Origin of the sequence: Lelliottia sp. AC1 (assembly GCF_023278595.1) — a bacterium.
Lineage (GTDB): Bacteria > Pseudomonadota > Gammaproteobacteria > Enterobacterales > Enterobacteriaceae > Enterobacter > Enterobacter nimipressuralis.
This window is the reverse complement of record NZ_CP025699.1, coordinates 1457178-1478012: the sequence shown is the minus strand read 5'-3', so window position 1 is coordinate 1478012 and position 20835 is coordinate 1457178. Positions and strand designations below refer to the sequence as shown.

At 50.8% G+C, this 20835-nt stretch carries 19 protein-coding genes; 8 read left to right on the top strand and 11 right to left on the bottom strand.

Annotated features, from left to right (window positions below; translation table 11 throughout):
- From C0560_RS06890 to C0560_RS06880, 3 genes are all read right to left on the bottom strand, one after another.
- On the bottom strand, positions 1 to 398 hold a 398-nt coding region (locus tag C0560_RS06890; RefSeq protein WP_248859873.1), incomplete at its 3' end, for a FimD/PapC N-terminal domain-containing protein.
- An 86-nt stretch (positions 399 to 484) separates the two neighbouring features.
- Positions 485 to 1030, bottom strand: coding sequence for a fimbrial protein (locus C0560_RS06885; protein WP_248859872.1), 546 nt, complete (start codon positions 1028 to 1030; stop codon positions 485 to 487).
- Positions 1031 to 1393: 363 nt separating this feature from the next.
- Entirely contained in the window at positions 1394 to 2284 is an 891-nt protein-coding gene (locus tag C0560_RS06880) for a LysR family transcriptional regulator (RefSeq protein WP_248859871.1), read from the bottom strand.
- A gap of 1128 nt (positions 2285 to 3412) precedes the next feature.
- Here C0560_RS06880 and C0560_RS06875 point away from each other — a divergent pair.
- Positions 3413 to 4342 carry a LysR family transcriptional regulator gene (locus C0560_RS06875; RefSeq protein ID WP_123429219.1) on the top strand — a complete coding sequence of 310 codons (930 nt, stop codon included), beginning with the start codon at positions 3413 to 3415 and terminating at the stop codon, positions 4340 to 4342.
- 81 nt (positions 4343 to 4423) lie between these two features.
- On the opposite strand, the gene C0560_RS06870 is transcribed toward C0560_RS06875, so the two are convergent.
- The 7 genes from C0560_RS06870 to mntR form a co-directional block, all read right to left on the bottom strand.
- The gene (locus tag C0560_RS06870; RefSeq protein ID WP_123429220.1) at positions 4424 to 5302 is read right to left on the bottom strand and encodes a LysR family transcriptional regulator; all 879 of its coding nucleotides are present in this window, start codon (positions 5300 to 5302) and stop codon (positions 4424 to 4426) included.
- A 1041-nt stretch (positions 5303 to 6343) separates the two neighbouring features.
- The gene (locus C0560_RS06865; protein WP_102105201.1) at positions 6344 to 7381 is read right to left on the bottom strand and encodes an aldo/keto reductase; all 1038 of its coding nucleotides are present in this window, start codon (positions 7379 to 7381) and stop codon (positions 6344 to 6346) included.
- Positions 7382 to 7489: 108 nt separating this feature from the next.
- Positions 7490 to 9013, bottom strand: a complete 1524-nt coding sequence (locus tag C0560_RS06860; RefSeq protein ID WP_248859870.1) for an efflux transporter outer membrane subunit — start codon at positions 9011 to 9013, stop codon at positions 7490 to 7492.
- Positions 9013 to 10584: a DHA2 family efflux MFS transporter permease subunit gene (locus C0560_RS06855; protein ID WP_107703988.1), complete on the bottom strand. Its 1572-nt coding sequence runs from the start codon at positions 10582 to 10584 to the stop codon at positions 9013 to 9015. The genes C0560_RS06860 and C0560_RS06855 overlap by 1 nt, the downstream gene beginning before the upstream one ends.
- Entirely contained in the window at positions 10581 to 11684 is a 1104-nt protein-coding gene (locus tag C0560_RS06850) for an HlyD family secretion protein (RefSeq protein ID WP_100777097.1), read from the bottom strand. Before C0560_RS06850 ends, C0560_RS06855 begins: the two co-directional genes overlap by 4 nt.
- A gap of 102 nt (positions 11685 to 11786) precedes the next feature.
- A complete protein-coding gene (locus tag C0560_RS06845) occupies positions 11787 to 12896 on the bottom strand; it encodes an anion transporter (protein WP_102105204.1) in 1110 nt (369 codons plus the stop codon).
- Positions 12893 to 13366 (bottom strand): manganese-binding transcriptional regulator MntR, encoded by a 474-nt coding sequence (gene mntR, locus C0560_RS06840; RefSeq protein WP_102105205.1) that lies wholly within the window; start codon positions 13364 to 13366, stop codon positions 12893 to 12895. Before mntR ends, C0560_RS06845 begins: the two co-directional genes overlap by 4 nt.
- A gap of 182 nt (positions 13367 to 13548) precedes the next feature.
- Here mntR and mntS point away from each other — a divergent pair, with 182 nt between their 5' ends.
- On the top strand, positions 13549 to 13677 hold the full coding sequence (mntS, locus tag C0560_RS06835; protein WP_107703991.1) for a manganase accumulation protein MntS: 129 nt from the start codon (positions 13549 to 13551) through the stop codon (positions 13675 to 13677).
- Positions 13678 to 13956: 279 nt separating this feature from the next.
- The gene (locus tag C0560_RS06830; RefSeq protein ID WP_100777101.1) at positions 13957 to 15540 is read left to right on the top strand and encodes a phosphoethanolamine transferase; all 1584 of its coding nucleotides are present in this window, start codon (positions 13957 to 13959) and stop codon (positions 15538 to 15540) included.
- A gap of 91 nt (positions 15541 to 15631) precedes the next feature.
- On the opposite strand, the gene ompX is transcribed toward C0560_RS06830, so the two are convergent.
- Positions 15632 to 16150, bottom strand: coding sequence for an outer membrane protein OmpX (gene ompX, locus C0560_RS06825; protein ID WP_100777103.1), 519 nt, complete (start codon positions 16148 to 16150; stop codon positions 15632 to 15634).
- Positions 16151 to 16505: 355 nt separating this feature from the next.
- On the opposite strand from ompX, the gene rhtA reads away from it, so the two are divergent.
- From rhtA to glnQ, 5 genes are all read left to right on the top strand, one after another.
- Complete coding sequence (gene rhtA / locus C0560_RS06820; RefSeq protein WP_194514149.1) at positions 16506 to 17393, top strand: threonine/homoserine exporter RhtA; 888 nt, start codon at positions 16506 to 16508, stop codon at positions 17391 to 17393.
- A gap of 303 nt (positions 17394 to 17696) precedes the next feature.
- Positions 17697 to 18200: a DNA starvation/stationary phase protection protein Dps gene (gene dps / locus C0560_RS06815; RefSeq protein ID WP_100777105.1), complete on the top strand. Its 504-nt coding sequence runs from the start codon at positions 17697 to 17699 to the stop codon at positions 18198 to 18200.
- 362 nt (positions 18201 to 18562) lie between these two features.
- Entirely contained in the window at positions 18563 to 19309 is a 747-nt protein-coding gene (gene glnH / locus C0560_RS06810; protein WP_100777106.1) for a glutamine ABC transporter substrate-binding protein GlnH, read from the top strand.
- A gap of 78 nt (positions 19310 to 19387) precedes the next feature.
- Positions 19388 to 20047 (top strand): glutamine ABC transporter permease GlnP, encoded by a 660-nt coding sequence (gene glnP / locus C0560_RS06805; RefSeq protein ID WP_095281341.1) that lies wholly within the window; start codon positions 19388 to 19390, stop codon positions 20045 to 20047.
- Positions 20044 to 20766 carry a glutamine ABC transporter ATP-binding protein GlnQ gene (gene glnQ, locus C0560_RS06800; RefSeq protein ID WP_100777107.1) on the top strand — a complete coding sequence of 241 codons (723 nt, stop codon included), beginning with the start codon at positions 20044 to 20046 and terminating at the stop codon, positions 20764 to 20766. The genes glnP and glnQ overlap by 4 nt, the downstream gene beginning before the upstream one ends.
- Positions 20767 to 20835 lie beyond the last annotated feature (69 nt).

Here is a 20835-nt window from a genome sequence, read left to right as displayed (position 1 = left end):
GGGGCGCTGATGACCAGCTGCTGCATCGACTCGTCGTAAGTGATCCGGGCGTCCGGCCATTTTTTGAGGAAGTCGTAGCAGGTCTCATTCCCCGCTTTCGCCAGCTCGTCGAGATGCGTGTCCAGCCCCGTCTGGTGCAGCAGCGCCTGGGTCAGGCAGGGCGTGGCACTTTCACCGGCCCGGGTGGTAATAAATTCAACTTTGGTTTTAAACAGAATATGGCCGTTGAGCACGATATCGGCGGTTTTCACCCCCGCGTCCACCTGATCCGGGTGATAAAATTGCTCAGGTATTTCCTGGGAATCTTTGCGCAGGAAGTCAGCGTCAAAGGCGCTGTCACTGGCTGCTGCCTGAGAATAAGACGAAACTAAAGCAGACGCTAAAATGAAAGTCTTCATTATTAAATTGGAATGATATCTTTTCAAAAGAGGCCTGCTTTTTCATCACAAATAATTAACCAGGAAATAAAGTAAATAAAGAGAGATTAATTATACGTAATATCGACAAAGGTTTTTGCTTTGACATTACCGGGGGTAACTGCCGGCGTCGCCGTATTGGCTTTATAAGCCACTTTGAATTTAAGCTCGGTGTCGCCCGCACTTAGTGCCTGGGAGTGAGAAGGTATACCTCCGTTAATATCAACCAGCGTGGCACCATCATTTTCTAAAATAGCAACACCCACGCCATCAGCAGGGCCGTTGGTTTCGGTGTTCTTCAATATTTCGTTATCGAGGGTATCGGGCGTGCCGCTGAAGGCCACACGGGCATTTTTCATGGTGGTGATATCACAATCCTGCAGATCGATAGTGAAATCCTTCATGCCTGCATAACCTCCTGCGCCATTAAAGGATTCAGGGCTTACGGTCGTCAGCGCCATCAGTGAAGATGTGGACGCCATACCGTTAAACCCCTTAAGAGTACAGGCCGATGCAGTCACTTTACCGGTGAAGGTGATGTCGCCATCCGCCGCAAAAGACGATAACGGCGCCACACATAGCAATGACACAAGATATGTATTTAACTTTTTCATAAAACCACACTTAATAAGTAAAAGGGATATTCAATTAAGATTAATTGAATGAGTGACAATAGTATCCCTGGCGACTAAAACCATGTAGTGAGATATACTAAAGGACTTATGAAGGAGCGCTAACGCTAATAATCGAGTCAGCACAAGCCAAGGATAACCCACTAAAAAAACTGAAGATTTTAAAATCCGTGACAGGAGTACCAAAGAAAATGACTGTAAATGCTAAACTGCATTTACACTTTTACACCATGTTTATAACAAATTTTCACATGAATACATCAACGACAGTTTACTGTTCGGTAATATACTCATTGTAACTATTCAGAAAAAAATGGGCATAACCTTTAATATGCGAACATCGCTTCAATACATTTTTTTAATTTTTTCTAACAAGCACTCTTTCTCGACAGGACGAAAGGGATCTTTTAGATAATTGATATAAAGACGATTATTTTGAATATTTAGCTTAAAGTTATAGCTTAATGTCTTTATGTTGAAGGCGAGATTTAACTTCAAATAGATATTTAATGGCACAACACAAATCAACTCACTCACTTCAACGATCGCCAGGAGGTCAAGATAGTTATGGCTGCTAAACAGTGCACAATGAACATAGCTAAATCTCGTTTGATTATCCACTCCAGACGGCGTCGTCTGAACAGCATGTTTCTCCTGACAGAACTCTTTATGGGTAATTGACTGAGAGAGTCTGGGATGAGTATTGCTGCAAACAATAACATAATCCTCTTTGAATAATCGCTTAGAACAAATATCCTCATGTTCAAGCGGAGAATAATCCAAAACGACATCCGCTTTATTATTAAGAAGAATATCTATTTTACTCTGCAGCGTTGAAGGAAGCGGTATATGTACCAAAGGGAATGATGCTGAATTCTGCATTGACAAAAAAGCAAGAGGCGTCACTATGGCAGCGATATGTGATTCACAGGCAAATACAAAACGGAGATTGCCAGCTTCCTCATTATTTAAGAAACTATCAGGTTGTGACGTGTTCATAAATGCCTGCATCTCACTATGTAACATAAGGGCGAAAGGAGTAGGCACCATCGTTTTCTTATCATGTATAAATAGCAGATCATTATATAAAACCCGAAGTTTTCTTATCGCAAAATGGACACTCGAGTAAGAGATATTCAACAAAGCGGCGGCATGGCTCAGATTTTGGGTTTTCATTACCACATCAAATATTTTAAGTCGTTCGGCTTCTACCTTTTCAGTTTTAAAAGAGAGCATAAAACATTCCTTGACTTACCTTCAATGGTTTATAGAGCGTTACTTCGTCCCTTTGGAACGTTCTTTTTTATTAAAAATAATCTTTCTGGAACCATGTTATTCAGTAGTGGGGGGACTCATTAAGTATTACCGTTGCTCTGGCAGCGAAAATATACTCGTGGGTTACCACCCATTGTTTCAAAATTTTCACCAGAATAGTGATAATTTTCTTGTGTTGCCTGAATAGAGATATCCTGTAAAAGTTTTCCCGCTGCATCTTTGCTGGACAAATCAATGGCGCCGTCTTCTGTAAGTTGAAATGGATTATTCAGGAAACATTGATAGCGGTATAGTCAGCAATACTTACAAATGCATTAAGCTTAACTTAAAACACGTAGATATTGATTTGCCAATATCACTCTTAACCCACTGATAAATATAAATACTTGTAACTACCCGTCAACGCCCGGCTGTTTTTTTGAACACCGTAAAAGAAGGTGGCCTCTTTTATTTTCTTAAACAGACAGTTACACTCAAAGCGTTCATGGTAAGCAAAAAACAATATTAGATTTATCGGTAAATAAAAGCGGGTCAACTAAAACCTTTTGAAATAAAACGGATTACTGTTTCGTTATCTAATCCTTAGGAATAGTGGGTTAAAGAAGTAGAAAAAATATCTTTTAACCGTTATTTTAGGGACTTTAACCATGGAATATTAAAAAAATCATCATTTAAAAGGTAAATTATTATTGACTACGTTCTAAGGACTACGATTTTAACCTTTTCTTGTTTATAAAAAACATCCAGGAAGCAAAAGGAGAAAATGGGTATATGAGTTTATGATGGCTCAGACGCTATCCCGGAGCCCGTTCCTGATGCCGACACGGAACTTGTTTCAGTTCCGGCCATGGAACTCACCCCTGTCCCGCGTCCGGCATCCATCGCCTTCGATGGAAACAGGCTATGGCGTAGAAAGGCGCCTTCTTTGTGGTTGGATACTGTCGTCAAGGTGGATAGCGCTAATGCAAATGTGAAAGGGTCTTTCTAAGGCCACGTGAGAAGAGAACCGGGCTGTCGCTATGCTATTCTCTATGTGAATATATCGCAGAGTGAAGTTACCGCTTTTGTTTATCAGTCAGGGAATTGAAAATGACAGAAAACTCGCTTATCGCAAATATCAGTAGGGTCAAAGGATTTGATTTAAATCTTCTTTTAATCTTTGAAGCCATTTATGTTCACAAGAGCGTTTCTAAGGCGGCAGAACTGCTGTGCGTTAGCCCATCGGCTGTCAGCCAGTCACTGACGAAGCTACGCAGTTTTTTCTCCGATCCCCTTTTTATCCGCGAAGGGAGAGGACTTGTGGCAACCACTATTGCAGAGAATTTGCACAATCAATTACGTGCAGGTTTCAGGCAACTGCTGGGTAGCCTTGATTACTTCAAAGATACCACCACCCGAAGCAAATTTGTGATCCACTCAACTCCCTATGCCGCGATGCGTATCTTGCCTGACGTCAGCGCAGAGGTACTTAAGGAAGGGCTTAATTGCGAAATAACCCATATTAGCGCTGACGCCCTTCTGGACACCATTGAAGATGCGTTGACCTACCGCAAAGCAGATATCGTATTTGATACAAAGCCTTATTATAATTTTTCTACTGTCGTAGAGCCGTATCTTGTTGAGCGGACTGTTCCTATTTGCCGAGTAGACCATCCAAGGCTAAATAAGACGCTGACATACGAGGAGATGGCGTTCGAAACCTCCAGTTTCCTGAATGCCGGTTCTGAAAACGTCAAACGCGCTCAGACAGGAATTATGGAGTTTTTAGGCGAACGCAACTTTTTCTTTAGCAGCAGTTCCATAATTGTTAACGCCGCCATCGTAGAAAAATCGGATGTGGTCAGCTTCGTACCCGCCTGGTTTGCTGAAAAATTTGCATCAAGCTTTAACATCAAAGTATTGGATTGTCATTTTAGCGTCGAACCTGTCACCATGTATATGACATACAATAAAGCGTCATTAAAAAGTCCACATTTTCTGGAACTTTTAGAGGTCCTTAATAAGTTCAAAGAACTGTGAATAAAAGGGAATAGCCTGCACAATGGCTAAGGCTATTTCCTTTCTAATACCACAACCGTTATCCTGTTTAACATTCAATTTCTATCGCATCATTTCTATTTTCTTGAGAAGATCATTCTTATCTTTTTGTCTCGAAGGATCTTTTAAATAGTTGATGTATAAGCTTGTTTTTTTGACATTTAATTTAAATTTATAATTTAATGGCTTGATATCAAAAGAGGCGTGAAGCTTCAAATAAATATTTAATGGGATAACACAGATAATATCACTCACCTCCACCATTGCCAGCAGGTCAAGATAGTAATGGCTGGCAAAAAATACATTTTCAGTATCTATTAAGTTATCAATGCTTGAGGAACAACCTAGCGCCGCCTGTTTCTCATAGGAAAACTCTTTTAGCGAGATCGAATTCGAAAGTCTGGGATGATCGTTACGGCAAACAATCGCATAATCCTCCTTAAAGAGACGCTTGAAGAAAATATCTTCATGTTGAATAGGCTCATAGTCAAAAATCACATCAGCCTTATTGTTCAATAATAAATCAACCCTGGCCTCTGGCGAAACAGGAAGGGCCATATGCTCCAGGGGAAAGAGGATTGACTGCTCCATCAACAAATAGGTTACGGGGATCACTGTTGCAGCGATATGCGGCGCGCACGCAAAGATGAAACGATGTTTGTCTGTCTCAACATGAGCAGGCTGTATCTCCTGCTGGTTTTTCAATATCGCCAGGGACTCGGTATGCAATCGCTTTGCAAATTCTGTCGGCACGAGCAAACTCTTATCGCGAATAAAAAGCACATCGTTATATAAAAGTCTTAATTTTTTTATAGCCAGATAGACGCTAGAGTGCGAAACATTCAAAGCCAGAGCCGTCTGGCTCATGCTTTTCGTTTTCATCACTGTATCAAAAATACGTATGCGACCGATTTCTGCTTTACTTAATTTATGATGAATCATTAATAATCTTCCATAATCAATTAGCGTTCATTTGAGATTTCTAAATCCTTTATGCCTCTCGCTAAACGGGTCACATCCTGTAAAAAATTTTACGGTTCCAGGCGGACAGTTAACTCTTTCTATTACTCATCCTGATATCACTCTTTCTTAAACGTAACGGGCAACATCTCTCACACGCCCATACCCTTTGCATCCGTTAATATCATTTGCTGTCGTTAAATTTCCGCTGTGCTGATTCCCATGCCAGCATGAAAACTAAAAGGAAAGCGCAGGTACCAGAGGGCATGCAATTGAAATAGTTGCTCAATATCACATGCCGGGTATCAATTGCACTACCACAAAGGCCAGTTGAGGTTCAACGCCTGGCTATAGATGAATGTCAGGGTGAGTGGCAGTGGTATATCAAAGCTGGCGAGGCTGTTACGCCTCCTCTGTACGTGTAAGCACTTTTCAAAAGATTAATTATCATTGTTTATGATTATGAATATTTATTGATCCACGGTCAGAAAAAACCTTCTAAAATGGAAGTTTGCGGACTATACAAAAGATATCTCTTTACAAGAGTAAATTAATAACGCTTCCCTGTCTGCACTATCACTCTTAAGTTTTGCTTAATGACTATTTATTAGCCCTTTCATGTGGTAGGTGCTCCTGTATAAACGGCTTGTGCTTGATAACTTTACGCAGGAATCTTTCCAGAAGTTTATCGGCGGTCTTAATTATGTTCCTAAATTTAATCAGTGCTGGCAGGGGCTCTCTGCGCGCCGGACTATCCTCAGCTATTTCCTGGTGCTGGTATCACCGATAAGTGTTACAGCTTCAGCGCTCTGGCCATAAAGCGTCAAACACAGCTAAAAAAAAGCCCCCTGTGAAAACTATTCGCAGAGGGCTTTTACCGATTCAGTGCGCGCAGCCGTCACCGCACACGAAAAAGACTTTCCACTTGCCCGATATAAATCCTGTAATCAGACGCTTTTCCTTCTACGACAAAGCAAACACCCTGGTTGATATTGTCTGCCTGACGTTACTCGGCAATTAAGATTATCCTTTCAATTGATTCTGGCGATATTCACCCTGACGCTCCAGCATCCAGCCCGGATATTCTCGCGGCAGTGCACTGACGGCGTCGAGCTGCTTCAGTTCGTCATCACTCAGGCGAATATTCGTTGCGGCAATGTTGTCATCCAGCTGATCCACGCGTTTGGCTCCGATGATAACGCTGCTCACCACTTTCTGATGCAGCAGCCACGCCAGCGCGATTTGCGCGACTGAAACGCCCTTGCTTTCGGCTATGGTGCGCATCACGTCCACGCAGTCGAACGCGCGCTCTTTTTCCACCGGTGGGAAATCGAACTCCAGACGACGTCCACCCGCCTCGCTCTGGCCGTCACGACCGTATTTGCCGCTCAGCAAACCACCCGCTAGCGGGCTCCAGACCATCAGACCGACGCCTTCGCTTTGCAGCATTGGCACCAGTTCACGTTCCAGATCGCGCCCGGCAATGGTGTAGTACGCCTGTAGCGAGGCAAAACGCGCCAGCCCGAGACGCTCGGAGATCCCCAGCGCTTTCGCAATCTGCCATGCCGCCCAGTTAGAGACACCGATGTAGCGCACATGGCCATGTTGCACCAGATTATCGAGAGCATAGAGCGTCTCTTCGATCGGCGTTGCCGGATCGAAACCGTGCAGTTGATAGAGATCGATATGATCGAGCTGCATACGGCGCAGGCTCTCTTTGACGCTGCTGATGATGTGATAGCGCGAACTGCCGCGTGAGTTAACGCCTGCGGTGCCGGTTTCACCGAACACTTTGGTGGCGACAACGACGTTTTCACGCGGGATTTTGAGGTTTTTCAGCGCCTGGCCGGTGATCTCCTCCGAGCGCCCTTCTGAATAGACGTTCGCAGTATCAATAAAGTTAATCCCGGCATCCAACGCACGGCCAACCAGTTTTTCCGCATCGCTCTGCTGAAGCTGGCCGATTTTTCCCCACATGCCACCTTCCCCGCCGAAGGTCATGGTGCCAAGGCAAAGCTCAGAAACAAACAGACCGGTATTGCCCAGTTTTTGATAACGCATATGACGTTCCTCACAATGTTCGTTTGATGGGTGCCGGACAGTTATACCCCGCGCCTGCAAAACGCGAATGTGGCGTTCCTGTTTGTTTCTTGCCCAATCCTCTGAACGTTATCCGCGCGGGGCGTCGCCAAACACCGAATAGTCCGGCAAATTTACCTGCTGATACGGCTCCCAGCCTCCGCCGAGGGCCTTGTAGAGTGCCACCAGATCGAGAGTACTCTGCACCTGCGACTGCGCGCGCTGCTGCTGCGCCTGAGCCAGCTGGCGCTGAGCATCCAGCACGTCGATAAAGCTGGCGATCCCTTGACGATAGCTGTCGCTCGCCAGATCGAAGGCGTTTTGCAGCGCGTCGATGGTTTTGCCTAAGCCCGCTTCCCGCTGCTGGTCCGTGCGATAGCTCACCAGCGCGTTTTCCACATCGCCGAGCGCGGTGAGCACCGTCTGACGATAGTCGAGCACGGCGGCGCCCTGCTGCGCGCGCGCCACTTTGACGCTCGAAACTAACCGTCCGCCCTGGAAAATCGGGATCGATACCTGCGGACCGACGCTATAGAAATGGCTGCTCCAGTCGGTGAGCCAGTTGGTTTCACTGTTGCGCAGGCCAAACTGGCCGGAGAGCGACACGCTCGGGAACAGCTCGGCAACGGAGACACCAATTTGCGCCGTCGCGGCGTGAAGATTGGCCTCCGCCTCGCGCACGTCCGGGCGGCGACGGGCGAGCGTCGACGGAATACCTGTCGGCACAATGTCTGGCAATGCGGGCAGCGGCTGAACGGAACGCAGCTCGCTGTCCAGCGCACCCGGCGGTTTACCCAGCAGAATCGCCAGACCGTTCATCGCCTGACGCTCCTGGGCCTGATACTGCGGCAGCTGCGCTTCCAGATTGCCCAGCTGCGCGCGGGCGTTTTCCACGTCCATCTGCGGTGACAGACCGCCACGCTGGCGGCTTTCGGTCAGATCGAGCGTTTGCTGTGCGCTCTCAATTTGCGTATTGAGCGTCGCCATCACGCTTTGCGCCCCGCGCAGTTGCAGCCAGGCCCGCGCCACCTCCGCTTCCAGAGAGACCAGGGCGTCGTTGCGCTGTTCGATAGCCGCACGCTGCTGGGCTTCGGCACCTTCCACCTGACGGCGCACTTTGCCCCATAGATCGAGTTCCCATTGGGCATCAAAACTTCCCTGATAGAGATTTATCGGCTGGGTGAGCGGCCCCAGCGCCCCTTTCAAATCGGGATCAACGTCATCCAGCTGATCGTAAACACCGTGCGATTTTAGCTCCCCCTCCAGCCCCAACTGCTGGCGGGTCGCCTGCAGATTACCGTTCACCGAGGGATAAAACGCCCCGCCTGCCTGGTTTATCTGTTCGCGGGCACCGGCGATGCGCAGGACGGTTTGCTGCAGCGAGAGGTTTCCGGCAATCGCCCGCTCAACCAGGCTATCGAGCTGCGCGGAGCCAAACGTTTTCCACCAGCGCGGGTTTACCGCGCTGCTCTGCGTTTGTGACTTCACGCTCGCATCGCCAGGATCGTTCCATGTCGTAGGCGTCTGCGGTGCGGGCGGCTGGTAATCAGGCCCTACGGCGCACCCCGCTAACAGCAGCATTAAAAACAGGGGGGATAAACGTCTGTACATCATCAATGTGCTCCTGCACTCCCCTCGCTTTTCACCGGCGAGAGCAACAAACAAAACGGGATCAGTATTAGCGCCACCGCGCTCAGGATCGTGAAAACGTCCACGTAGGCCAGGAAGCGCGACTGTTCAATCATGGTCTGGTACATGCGTCCGGTGGCGATATCCAGCGGATTGCCGACCTGAGTAGTGAAGTTTTGGATCGCCTGCGCCGACTCCCGCAGCGCCAGCTGGAACTGCTCATTAAAAGGCGACGCGTGATAGGCCAGATGCGCGCTGTGCGTCTGCGCACGCTCCGTGATTGCGGCGGTGGAAAGCGAGATCCCAATCGAACCCGCGACGTTACGGAACATGGTAAACAGCGCGGCGGCGTCGGCGTTAAGCCGCCTCGGTATCGAAATAAACGCAATGGTAGTGAGCGGAACAAACAGGAACCCCAGCCCGAACGACTGGGCGCTACGAAACAGCACCAGGGTTTCGAAATCGATATCCGGCGTCAGGGTTCGCGACCAGAAGAACGACACCGCGAGACAGGCAAAACCAAAGGCGATGATCCAGCGCGTTTGCACGACGGGCATCAGCTTTAACACCAGCGGAATGGTCAGGACAATCAGCACCGCACCGGGCGAGAGCACCATCCCCGACCAGGTGGCGGTGTAGCCCAAATCCTGCTGGGCAAGCTGCGGGATCACAACCGAACTGCCGTACAAAATCATCGCCATTCCGGCCATTAAGAGGCTGGCGACGGCAAAGTTTTTGTCCTTCATGCAGCGCAGATCGACCACCGGTTTTTTGGCATACAGGAGCCAGTAAATCGCGCCGATGATGCCAATAAGCGTCAGTACCGCAAAGGTGCGGATAAAGTTTGAATAGAACCAGTCGTCATCCTCGCCGCGATCGAGCATCACCTGCAGGCAGCCGAGGCCCAGAGCGATAAGGCCAATCCCTGTCCAGTCGATGCTCAGTTTCTCTTCGGATTTACGCTCCCAGGGCGGATCTTCCAGCAGCTGATAAATCGCCAGTACCGTCACGATCCCAACGGGAATATTGATAAAAAAGACCCAGCGCCAGGAGTAGTTATCAGTGATCCAGCCGCCGAGCGTCGGCCCCAGTACCGGGGCGACGATGATCGCAATCGACGACAGGCCAAAGGCTTTGCCGCGATCCTCGGGTTTGAAGTAATCGAGCAGCACCGACTGCTGCGTCGGCTGAAGGCCGCCACCAAAAAAGCCCTGCATGATGCGAAACAGAATGATTTGCCACAGCTCCGTCGCGATACCGCACAGAAAGGAGCAGATGGTGAACATCACAATACAGATCAGGAAGAACTGCTTGCGCCCAAACACCCGGCTCAGAAACGCGGAGATGGGCAGCACAATACCGTTGGCAACCAGATAGCTGGTGAGCACCCAGGTCGACTCGTCGTAGCTTGCCGAGAGCGAGCCTGCCACGTGCGGCAGCGCCACGTTAACGATGGTGGTATCGAGGATCTCCATAAACACCGCGAGCGTGACAACAATCGCCACCGCCCAGGGATTACTGGCGGGCCGCCAGTTGTCGTGGCTGTGATCCGTCATTCCAGCGTGACCTTCGGCTCAACGGAGAGGCCCAGCGGCAGAGGCATGTTCGGGTCCAGCCCTTTGTCGATCACGATTTTGACCGGGACGCGCTGCACGATTTTCACAAAGTTGCCGGTAGCGTTTTCCGCCGGGAAGGCCGAGAAACGCGCACCGCTCCCCTGCTGAATACTGTCGATATGCCCTTCCAGCTTCATGTCCGGCCAGGCATCCACGGTGATCGCCACTTTATTGCCCGGACGCATACGCTCAAGCTGCGACTCTTTGAAGTTCGCCACCACCCAGATATCCGGTGAGACCAGCGAAAAGAGCGCCGTTCCGGCCTGCACCAGGGTACCCGGCTGGACGTTACGTTTGGTGACAAACCCATCAAACGGGGCGCGCACTTCGGTGTAAGAGAGATTCAGCGTGGCGGTTTCGAGCTGAGCTTTCGCCTGATCGACCTGACGTTCACGCGCTTCGACGTTGGTTTCCTGCTGGCGGATCTGGAGCTGGACCTGCTCCGCCACTTCCAGCTGTGCCTGGGCGCTGGCCAGACCGGCCTGAGCGCTGCGCAGCTGGGCGTTTGCAGAATCAATGCTTTGTTGCGTGGTGGCGCGCGGATCGACACCGCGCTGACGGCGGTATTCAGCCTGCGCATTCGCCATATCCGCCTGCGCTTTCAGCACCTGCGCTTTCGCTTCGTCCCGCTGGGCCGGATATTGCACTTTTGAGAGCGCCAGCTGAGCCTGTGCCTGGTGCAACTGCGCCACGGCCAGCCCTAACTGCGCCTGCGCCTGATCGCGCTGAGCGGTGGTGTCACGCGGATCGATAACGACCAGCAGATCGCCCTTTTTCACCCGCTGATTATCACGCACGCGCAGTTCGGTAACGTAGCCCGCCGCTTTCGGAGCAATAGTCACCACGTCTGCATCCGTAAACGCATCGTCGGTGGTCTCTTCATTTCGGGTCAGAAGCCACCACACCAGCGCCACGATAACCATGATGACCACCACTATCCCAAGGATAATGAGAGGCTTTTTACCCGGGCGTTTGCGCTCGCTTTTTTCGTTTTGATCTGCGCTTTCGTTTTGTTCAGCGTTTTCGTTTGTCTCTGCCATATGCCAACAACGTTCCTGTCAGTGAACGGCATCACAGTTATGCCGTTCACTAAAGTTAGGACGTTGCTATACATTTGCCAGGAAAAGCTGACAATTAGCGCACTATATGAGAAGGAATAATCCGAAACCGACCGCGGCCGCCCACACCAGCATTGGCAGGGACCAGAGGTGGAATCGCCACCAGATCCGGCGGTTATTTGCCATACGCAGAGCAATCAGATTGGCGAGCGATCCCGGCAGCAGGCCGAAACCGCCGACGTTAACAGCCCAGGCCAGCAGCACCGTTGGCGGCACGTAGTTGATGAGCAGAATGGTCGAGGGAACATTGCTGATAAATTGCGACAACCCGATGGCCGTCAGCCACAGGCCGAGCGGCGAGAGTCCGCTCACGCTGTGCAACGCGCCCTGCAATACCGGCAGCTGGATCAGCAGATGCACATCGATAAACATCGCCATAAAGACCAGCAGCAGCGTCCAGTCGACGCTGATCAGCACCCGCCGCGCCAGCAGCAGGAAGCCGCCCGCCACCAGCAGTGCGCCCCAGAGGGCATATTTAAGTTCGAGCGCCGTCAGGAAAATGATGTACAGGGCGAGACACCCCCACACCAGCCGCGCATTCCACGGGGAGGCCTGGGTGCCACTGTGATAGCGAAGCGGTTTCGCCGGAAAGGCAAACCAGCAGACCACCAGCAGAGAGAGCATCATCACCAGCGCGAGAGGCGCCATTTGCCAGGTGAAGGCCGCAAAGGACAATCCGGAACGTCCCCACAGCAAAATGTTCTGCGGATTGCCAATCGGCGTCAGCAACGATCCGGCGTTAACCGCCAGCGCTTCAAAGATGATCAGCCGGTTAACCGGGATCTCGCACAGCTTGCGTAACGTCAGGGTCAGCGGCACGACGATAAACAGCGCCACATCGTTAGTCAGGAACGTCGACAGCAGCGCCGCCGCGAGCACCATAAACAGCGACAGTTTGCGCTCGGTGGCAAAGCGGCGCACCATTTTGCGACCGATGACGTCAAAGTAGCCGCTCTGCTCCACCCCTTTGGTCAACATCATCAGCCCGCTCAGGGTAATAATGGTGTGCCAGTCGATAGCCGCCGGCCAGGACGCAGGCGCAAAGGGAACGAAAAAGCTCAGCCCAAGGCCAATCAATAGCAGAAGATGGAAAAAGCGATCGCGGGCGAGTGCCCGCAGTCCAGGAATGCTCATTCAGCAGGGGACCCAAATTTACGCGTGAACTCGCGGAATTTCTCCAGCGTTTCTTCGCTGACGTGGTGTTCAATCCCTTCCGAATCGCGGCGGGCAGTATCTTCGCTCACGCCGAGCACCAGTAAAAAGTTTTCAACGATCTGATGGCGCTCCCGGCTCTCCTGAGCCAGTTTCTCCCCTTCTGGCGTCAGAAACACGCCGCGCCACGGGATCATTTCGATCAGCCCAACCGAGGCCAGACGTTTTAACATTTTGGCAACCGTAGGCTGTGACACCCCAAGCCTCGCAGCCATGTCCACCTGACGCGCTTCACCGACCTCACGAAAGAGATCGGAAATCAGCTCGACGTAGTCATCAATCAGCTCGCGACGGTGCGCCTCACGCACCTGACGAAATCCTTCAACATGCTCTTCAACATTCACCAGTTGCGTCTTTTTTTTTGTAATGGGCTTACCTGCGCGACGGTTCATTGTCCTTCCTCAGTGGGTGACGCCCCTGGCGTCATATATCTTGAGCGCACAGTGTAAACGATCCCTCTACAAGCACAAAAAATTAACGAATTAGCCATAGCTATACAATATAGCCTGTGCTATATCTGTATGTAATGCAGTCACCCTTCACGGATCGAAGGGATCAGAAATCAGGAGGTCACATGAACGAATTCAAGAGGTGTATGAAAGTGTTTAGCCACTCTCCCTTTAAAGTACGCTTGATGCTGTTGAACATGCTGTGCGATATGTTTAACGGCAAATCAGAGCAAAACGATAAACCGTCCCACTAAGCGGCGTCGCGGTACGCCGCTTCATTTTTCTGTCACACTTTCCGCGCAAACTGCCCTGTTAGCCCTCAATTCCCGATCTTTTTTACGGATTTGTAATCCCTCTCGCAAAACATCTTCTTAGCAACTGTTGACCTGAATGCCGACTGGCTCTATCTTCTTGCAGCCCTGCACCATTTGCGGCTCGCTGAAGCGGACCCTCATTCCCTCTCCACGCACTGTCAGGCAGGCTTTGACCCTCGACGCCAGGGTGAGCACATGGCGTTTTCATGATAGTGACCTATGAATTTAACCCTGAAAGAAACATTTATTACCCGCAGTCGGGCCTTAAGCCCGTGGACGGGATTCTACTTTCTGCAATCGCTGCTCATTAACTTTGCGCTAGGCTATCCCTTTAGCCTGCTCTACGCCGTCGCTTTTACCTGTCTGCTCCATTTGATGTGGCGCAGCGCGCCACGTGCGCAAAAAGTGGTGGTCGGGATCTGTTCGGTCGTCGCGGCGATGTACTACCCGTTTGGTCAGGCGTACGGCGCCCCCAACTTCAACACCCTGCTGGCGCTGCACTCCACCAATATGGAAGAGTCCACGGAGATCCTGACGATCTTCCCGTGGTACAGCTACGTCATCGGTCTGTTTATTTTTGCTCTTGGGGTGATTGCCGTTCGCCGCAAACCGCAGGAGAAAAAGCCGTGGAGCATGATTGAAAACCTGTGCCTGGTTATCGGCGTGGCGACCTTTTTTGTCGCGCCGGTGCAAAACCTGGCGTGGGGCGGCGTGTTCAAGCTAAAAGACACCGGCTATCCGGTTTTCCGCTTCGTCAAAGATATTGTGGTGAACAATAAAGAAGTGCTCGATGAGCAGACGCGTATGGCGGAGCTGTCGAACATGAAAGACACCTGGAACGTGCTAGCGGTCAAACCGAAATATCACACCTACGTGGTGGTGATTGGCGAGAGCGCGCGCCGCGATGCGCTGGGCGCATTCGGCGGGCACTGGGATAACACACCGTTTGCCAGCTCAGTAAACGGCACGCTGTTTACCGATTATGTCGCGGCAAGCGGCTCGACGCAGAAATCGCTCGGCCTGACGCTCAGCCGTGTGGTCGATGGCAAACCGCAGTATCAGGATAATTTCGTGACTCTGGCCAACCGCGCCGGTTTCCAGACCTGGTGGTTCTCCAATCAGGGGCAGATCGGTGAATACGACACGGCCATCGCCAGCATTGCCAAACGTGCGGACGAAGCGCAGTTCCTGAAGAGCGGAGATTTTGAGGCCGATAAAAATACCAAAGACGAAGCCTTACTGAAGATGACGTCGCAGGTCTTCGCCAGCCAGCGCACCCAGCCACAGTTGATCGTTCTGCATCTGATGGGCTCGCATCCGCAGGCGTGCGATCGTACCCAGGGGAAATACGCGGAATTCGTGCAGTCGAAAGAGACGTCGTGCTATCTCTACACCATGACGCAAACCGACGACCTGCTGAGTAAACTCTATACCCAGCTGCGCAACACAGGCGACAGTTTCTCGATGGTCTACTTCTCAGATCACGGTCTGGCGTTTAAAGAGCGCGGCAAAGAGGTGCAGTACCTGGCCCATGACGATAAGTTCCAGCAGAACTTCCAGGTGCCGTTTATGGTGCTCTCCAGCGATGACAAAACTCATCGCATCATCAAAGCACGCCGTTCAGCCAATGATTTCCTGAAATTCTTCTCACAATGGACGGGGATTTCGGCAAAAGAGATCGCCAACAGCTATTCGTTCATTTCAAACAAGAAAGCGCCGCCGGTGTATATTACCAACTTCAAGTTACAGAAAGTGGAGTATACCCATCTGGGCACGGATGTTTTTGAGGTGAAAAGCAGGTAAGCTGACGTCGGTCTGGCACCCTCTTCCACTGGGAGAGGGCAAAAAAAAATCCGCCACATTGGGCGGATTTTTTACTGGCTCACCGAAGTGATTAGAAGCGGTAACCCACGCCTGCGATCCAGGTGCCAACGTCAACGTTGCGGATACGGCTCTGCTCATAGGAGAAGTCCAGAGCAACGTTTTCGATTGGGTTGAACTGCATACCTGCGCCGTAGGAGAAACCGTAGTCGCTGGTAGAAGCAGTGCGGTTCAGACTTTCGTTTTCAGTCTGCTGGAATTTACCGTAGCCAACACCTACAACACCGTAGATGCTTGCCCAGTCATTCAGGCGGAAAGCAGGACCAGCGGTAACACCGTAGTACTGAGCTTTGTTATAAGCGCCATCTTCAGAACGATCTTTCTCGGTGTAAGTGAAAGAACCGATCACGCCCAGCGGATTGTTGTCCTGCTCGTAGCGGTACTTCAGGTTGAAGCCGTTAGCTTTGTTTACTACGCCCTGCATATCGCTCTGAGCGTAACCACCGGTAACAGTGGAAGTAGCAGCTACAGCGGTACCTGCGGAAACAGCCAGAACAGCGGCCAGTGCTGAAAGACATGCAATTTTTTTCATAACCACCTCAAATGTGCTTCAAGTAAATCCGTAAGTTTTAAATATATCAAAAAATCTTGTGAAACTCTTTGTGATTCGTGTTGTCTAACCGATCCTTTGATGTAACAGAACATTTCAAAGGTCAGCTATCTTGTTCAAAAAACACTGAATTTCCACATTTATACGCTGATTTTGCGCGTCAACGCCATTACATTCATCCAGATTAATCCTAATCTGTTAGCTTATTAATCCATCAATAGTGGCTCATTCTACGGATTTCGCGGCATTTTTTTTCAACAAAGTCTCAACCGCTGCCTGATTATTTCAATTACACTGCGACCTTTACTCCCTTTGACACAAATTGACAGGAGAAAGGATGCCTGGGATGTCTCGCAAGGCGCCAGTCTGGTTGCCCATCGTTGTAATACTCATCGCTATGCTGTCCATTCAGAGTGGTGCATCACTGGCAAAATCCCTTTTCCCAGTAGTGGGCGCCCCTGGCGTCACGGCGCTGCGTATTGCGCTGGGTACCTTAATTCTGGTGGTGATCTTCAAACCCTGGCGGCTGAGATTTAAAAAAGAGCAACGCCTGCCGCTGCTCTTTTACGGGCTGTCGCTCGGCGGAATGAACTATCTGTTCTATTTGTCGATCCAGACCGTACCGCTGGGCATCGCGGTAGCGCTGGAGTTCACCGGCCCGCTGGCCGTGGCGCTCTTCTCTTCCCGTCGCCCCGTCGATTTTGTCTGGGTGGTGCTGGCCGTGCTGGGCCTGTGGTTCCTGCTGCCGCTGGGACAGAACATCTCTCATGTGGATTTAACCGGTGCCGCACTGGCACTCGGTGCGGGAGCCTGCTGGGCGGTCTATATCCTCACCGGGCAGCGTGCGGGTGAAGAGCATGGCCCTGCCACCGTCGCGCTCGGCTCGCTCATCGCTGCGATCATCTTCGTGCCGATTGGGATGGCGCAAGCAACGGAATCCATCTGGCAGTGGTCCATTCTGCCGATAGGTCTGGCGGTCGCCGTTCTCTCCACCGCATTGCCCTACTCGCTCGAAATGATTGCCCTGACGCGCCTGCCAACCCGCATTTTCGGCACGCTGATGAGCATGGAACCGGCGCTCGCCGCCCTGTCGGGGATGGTTTTCCTGGGAGAAAGCCTGACCTTCACTCAGACGCTGGCGCTGTGCTCGATTATTGCCGCATCAATGGGATCGACGCTCACCATGCGGCCTGAAACCAAAATCAAGAAAATCGACGTCAATTAATGCTCCCTGTTCTGCATGGTTTTTATAGCCATGCAGAATAGGGGCCAACTTACCCCTGGTTTTATTTTCTTACATATTTTGTCATCACGGTGAAATATACTCTGTCGCCCATGAAACGAGGGCGTAATTAAGACTCATCCGCATAAAATAAATCATAATCATTTTATATCAACGAGTTATACAACCCCCTTCCCTTTCACTATTAAACCGATAGGCACAGCCATCCCGGCAGAATATAAAAGCGGTGCTATACTTATTTCCGGTAATTACCTGGAACATAAAACATCAAGAGGATATGAGATTATGAGTACCGCTAAACTGGTTAAAACGAAAGCGTCTAATCTGCTTTATACCCGTAACGATGTCTCGGATAGCGATAAGAAAGCAACGATTGAGCTGCTGAATCGCCAGGTGATCCAGTTCATTGACCTGTCGTTGATCACTAAACAGGCCCACTGGAATATGCGCGGCGCCAACTTTATCGCCGTTCATGAAATGCTGGATGGATTCCGGACTGCGTTAGTGACCCACCTGGACACCATGGCTGAACGTGCCGTGCAGCTGGGCGGTGTTGCCCTGGGTACCACTCAGGTGATTAACAGCAAAACGCCACTGAAAAGCTACCCGCTGGATATCCACACCGTTCAGGATCACCTGAAAGAGCTGGCTGACCGTTACGCTATCGTCGCGAACGATGTACGTAAAGCGATTGGCGAAACCAAAGACGAAGACACCGCAGATATCTTAACCGCGGCTTCTCGCGACCTGGATCAATTCCTGTGGTTTATCGAATCTAACATCGAATAATCCATACGAATTATCTATAAAACCCTCGCCGCCCGGCGGGGGTTTTGCACGTTTATGGTGCACACTTTTGCTCTCCCCTTCTGCAAAAGTAAATTAGTTGTAATAATCACCTCACAAAATCGTTAACGAAAGATTGTTTTATCGCCGTTATCTGCGCTTAATAGCCACCCGTCGGCTAAGCAAACCCGACCGCACCAAAACAGCGCTCCATTTTGGTGCAACAAAAGCGGTTTGCACCGTTTGCTGTGCAATGCATGACATCATCCTCTTTGCAAAACAATGAGTTGCAATGTTGGCACGATTTTTTCATGTAGCCGTTTGTTCTCGCAGGGGATCGCCCCGTGGATATAAAAGGAAATGCTATGAAGTCTGTATTAAAAGTTTCACTGGCTGCACTTACCCTGGCTTTTGCCGTGTCCTCTCATGCTGCAGATAAAAAACTCATCGTCGCAACCGACACCGCCTTCGTCCCCTTTGAATTCAAACAGGGCGATCAGTATGTTGGTTTTGACGTCGATCTGTGGGCAGCTATCGCGAAGGAACTTAAACTTGATTACACCCTGAAGCCAATGGACTTCAGCGGTATCGTCCCTGCACTGCAAACCAAAAACGTTGACGTTGCGCTGGCAGGTATCACCATCACTGACGCACGTAAAAAAGCGATCGACTTCTCTGACGGCTACTACAAAAGCGGCCTGCTGGTGATGGTTAAGGCTGATAACAACGACGTGAAAAGCGTAAAAGATCTCGACGGCAAAGTGGTTGCAGTGAAAAGCGGCACCGGCTCTGTTGATTACGCGAAAGCCAACATCAAATCCAAAGACCTGCGTCAGTTCCCGAACATCGACAACGCTTACATGGAACTGGGCACCAACCGCGCTGACGCGGTACTGCACGACACGCCAAATATCCTGTACTTCATCAAAACTGCGGGCAACGGCAAATTCAAAGCGGTTGGCGAGTCTTTAGAAGCACAGCAGTACGGTATCGCCTTCCCGAAAGGCAGCGACGATCTGCGTACCAAAGTGAACGGCGCGCTGAAAACCCTGCGTGAGAACGGCACCTACAACGAAATCTACAAAAAATGGTTCGGCACTGAGCCAAAATAATTATTCTTAAAAGAAGAAGTACGCTCGGGGGCGACCTTTCGCCCCTGCTTTTTAGAACCACGGTAACAGGAAATTATCATGCAGTTTGACTGGAGCGCCATCTGGCCTGCCATTCCTCTCTTGCTTGAAGGCGCCAAAATGACCCTGTGGATTTCGGTCCTCGGTCTGGTTGGCGGGTTGTTTATCGGCCTCGTGGCTGGTTTCGCTCGCACCTACGGCGGCTGGATTGCAAACCACATCGCACTGGTTTTCATCGAAGTGATCCGCGGAACGCCTATCGTCGTCCAGGTCATGTTTATCTACTTCGCCCTGCCAATGGCTTTCACCGATCTGCGCATTGATCCGTTCAGCGCCGCCGTGGTGACCATTATGATCAACTCCGGCGCCTACATCGCGGAAATCACGCGTGGCGCGGTACTGTCGATTCATAAAGGCTTTAGCGAAGCGGGTCTGGCACTGGGGCTGTCTCGTCGCGAAACCATCCGCCACGTGATCCTGCCGCTGGCGCTGCGCCGTATGCTGCCGCCGCTCGGTAACCAGTGGATCATCAGTATCAAAGACACCTCGCTGTTTATCGTAATTGGCGTGGCAGAATTGACCCGTCAGGGCCAGGAGATCATTGCCGGTAACTTCCGTGCACTGGAAATCTGGAGTGCCGTGGCCGTTGTTTACCTGATTATTACGCTACTGCTGAGCTTTGTTCTGCGTCGCCTTGAAAGAAGGATGAAAATCCTGTGATTGAATTTAAAAACGTCTCCAAGCATTTTGGGCCAACCCAGGTGCTGCATAACATCGATCTGGACATCAAACAGGGCGAAGTTGTCGTCATTATCGGGCCGTCAGGTTCCGGCAAATCGACGTTGCTGCGCTGCATTAACAAGCTTGAAGAGATCACCAGCGGCGATCTGATCGTTGATGGCCTGAAGGTCAACGACCCGAAAGTGGACGAGCGTCTGATTCGCCAGGAAGCCGGTATGGTGTTCCAGCAGTTCTACCTGTTCCCGCACCTGACGGCGCTGGAAAACGTGATGTTTGGTCCACAGCGCGTGCGCGGTGCCAACAAAGCGGCGGCTGAAAAGCTGGCAAAAGAGCTGCTGGCGAAAGTCGGCCTTGCTGAGCGTGCCCACCACTATCCGTCCGAGCTTTCCGGCGGCCAGCAGCAGCGTGTGGCTATCGCCCGCGCGCTGGCTGTAAAACCGAAAATGATGCTGTTCGATGAGCCAACCTCCGCGCTCGACCCGGAACTGCGTCACGAAGTATTGAAGGTTATGCAGGATCTGGCCGAAGAAGGGATGACGATGGTCATCGTGACCCATGAAATCGGCTTTGCCGAGAAAGTAGCGTCCCGGCTGATTTTCATTGATAAAGGGCGTATTGCGGAAGACGGTAATCCGCAAGAGCTGATTGCTAACCCGCCTAGCCAGCGCCTGCAGGAATTCTTGCAGCACGTGTCGTAATCATCGCCGTTGCCTCACACCAGCCGGGCCGCTCTGTCGCCCGGCTTTTTTATGCCGGATTGTTCCCAA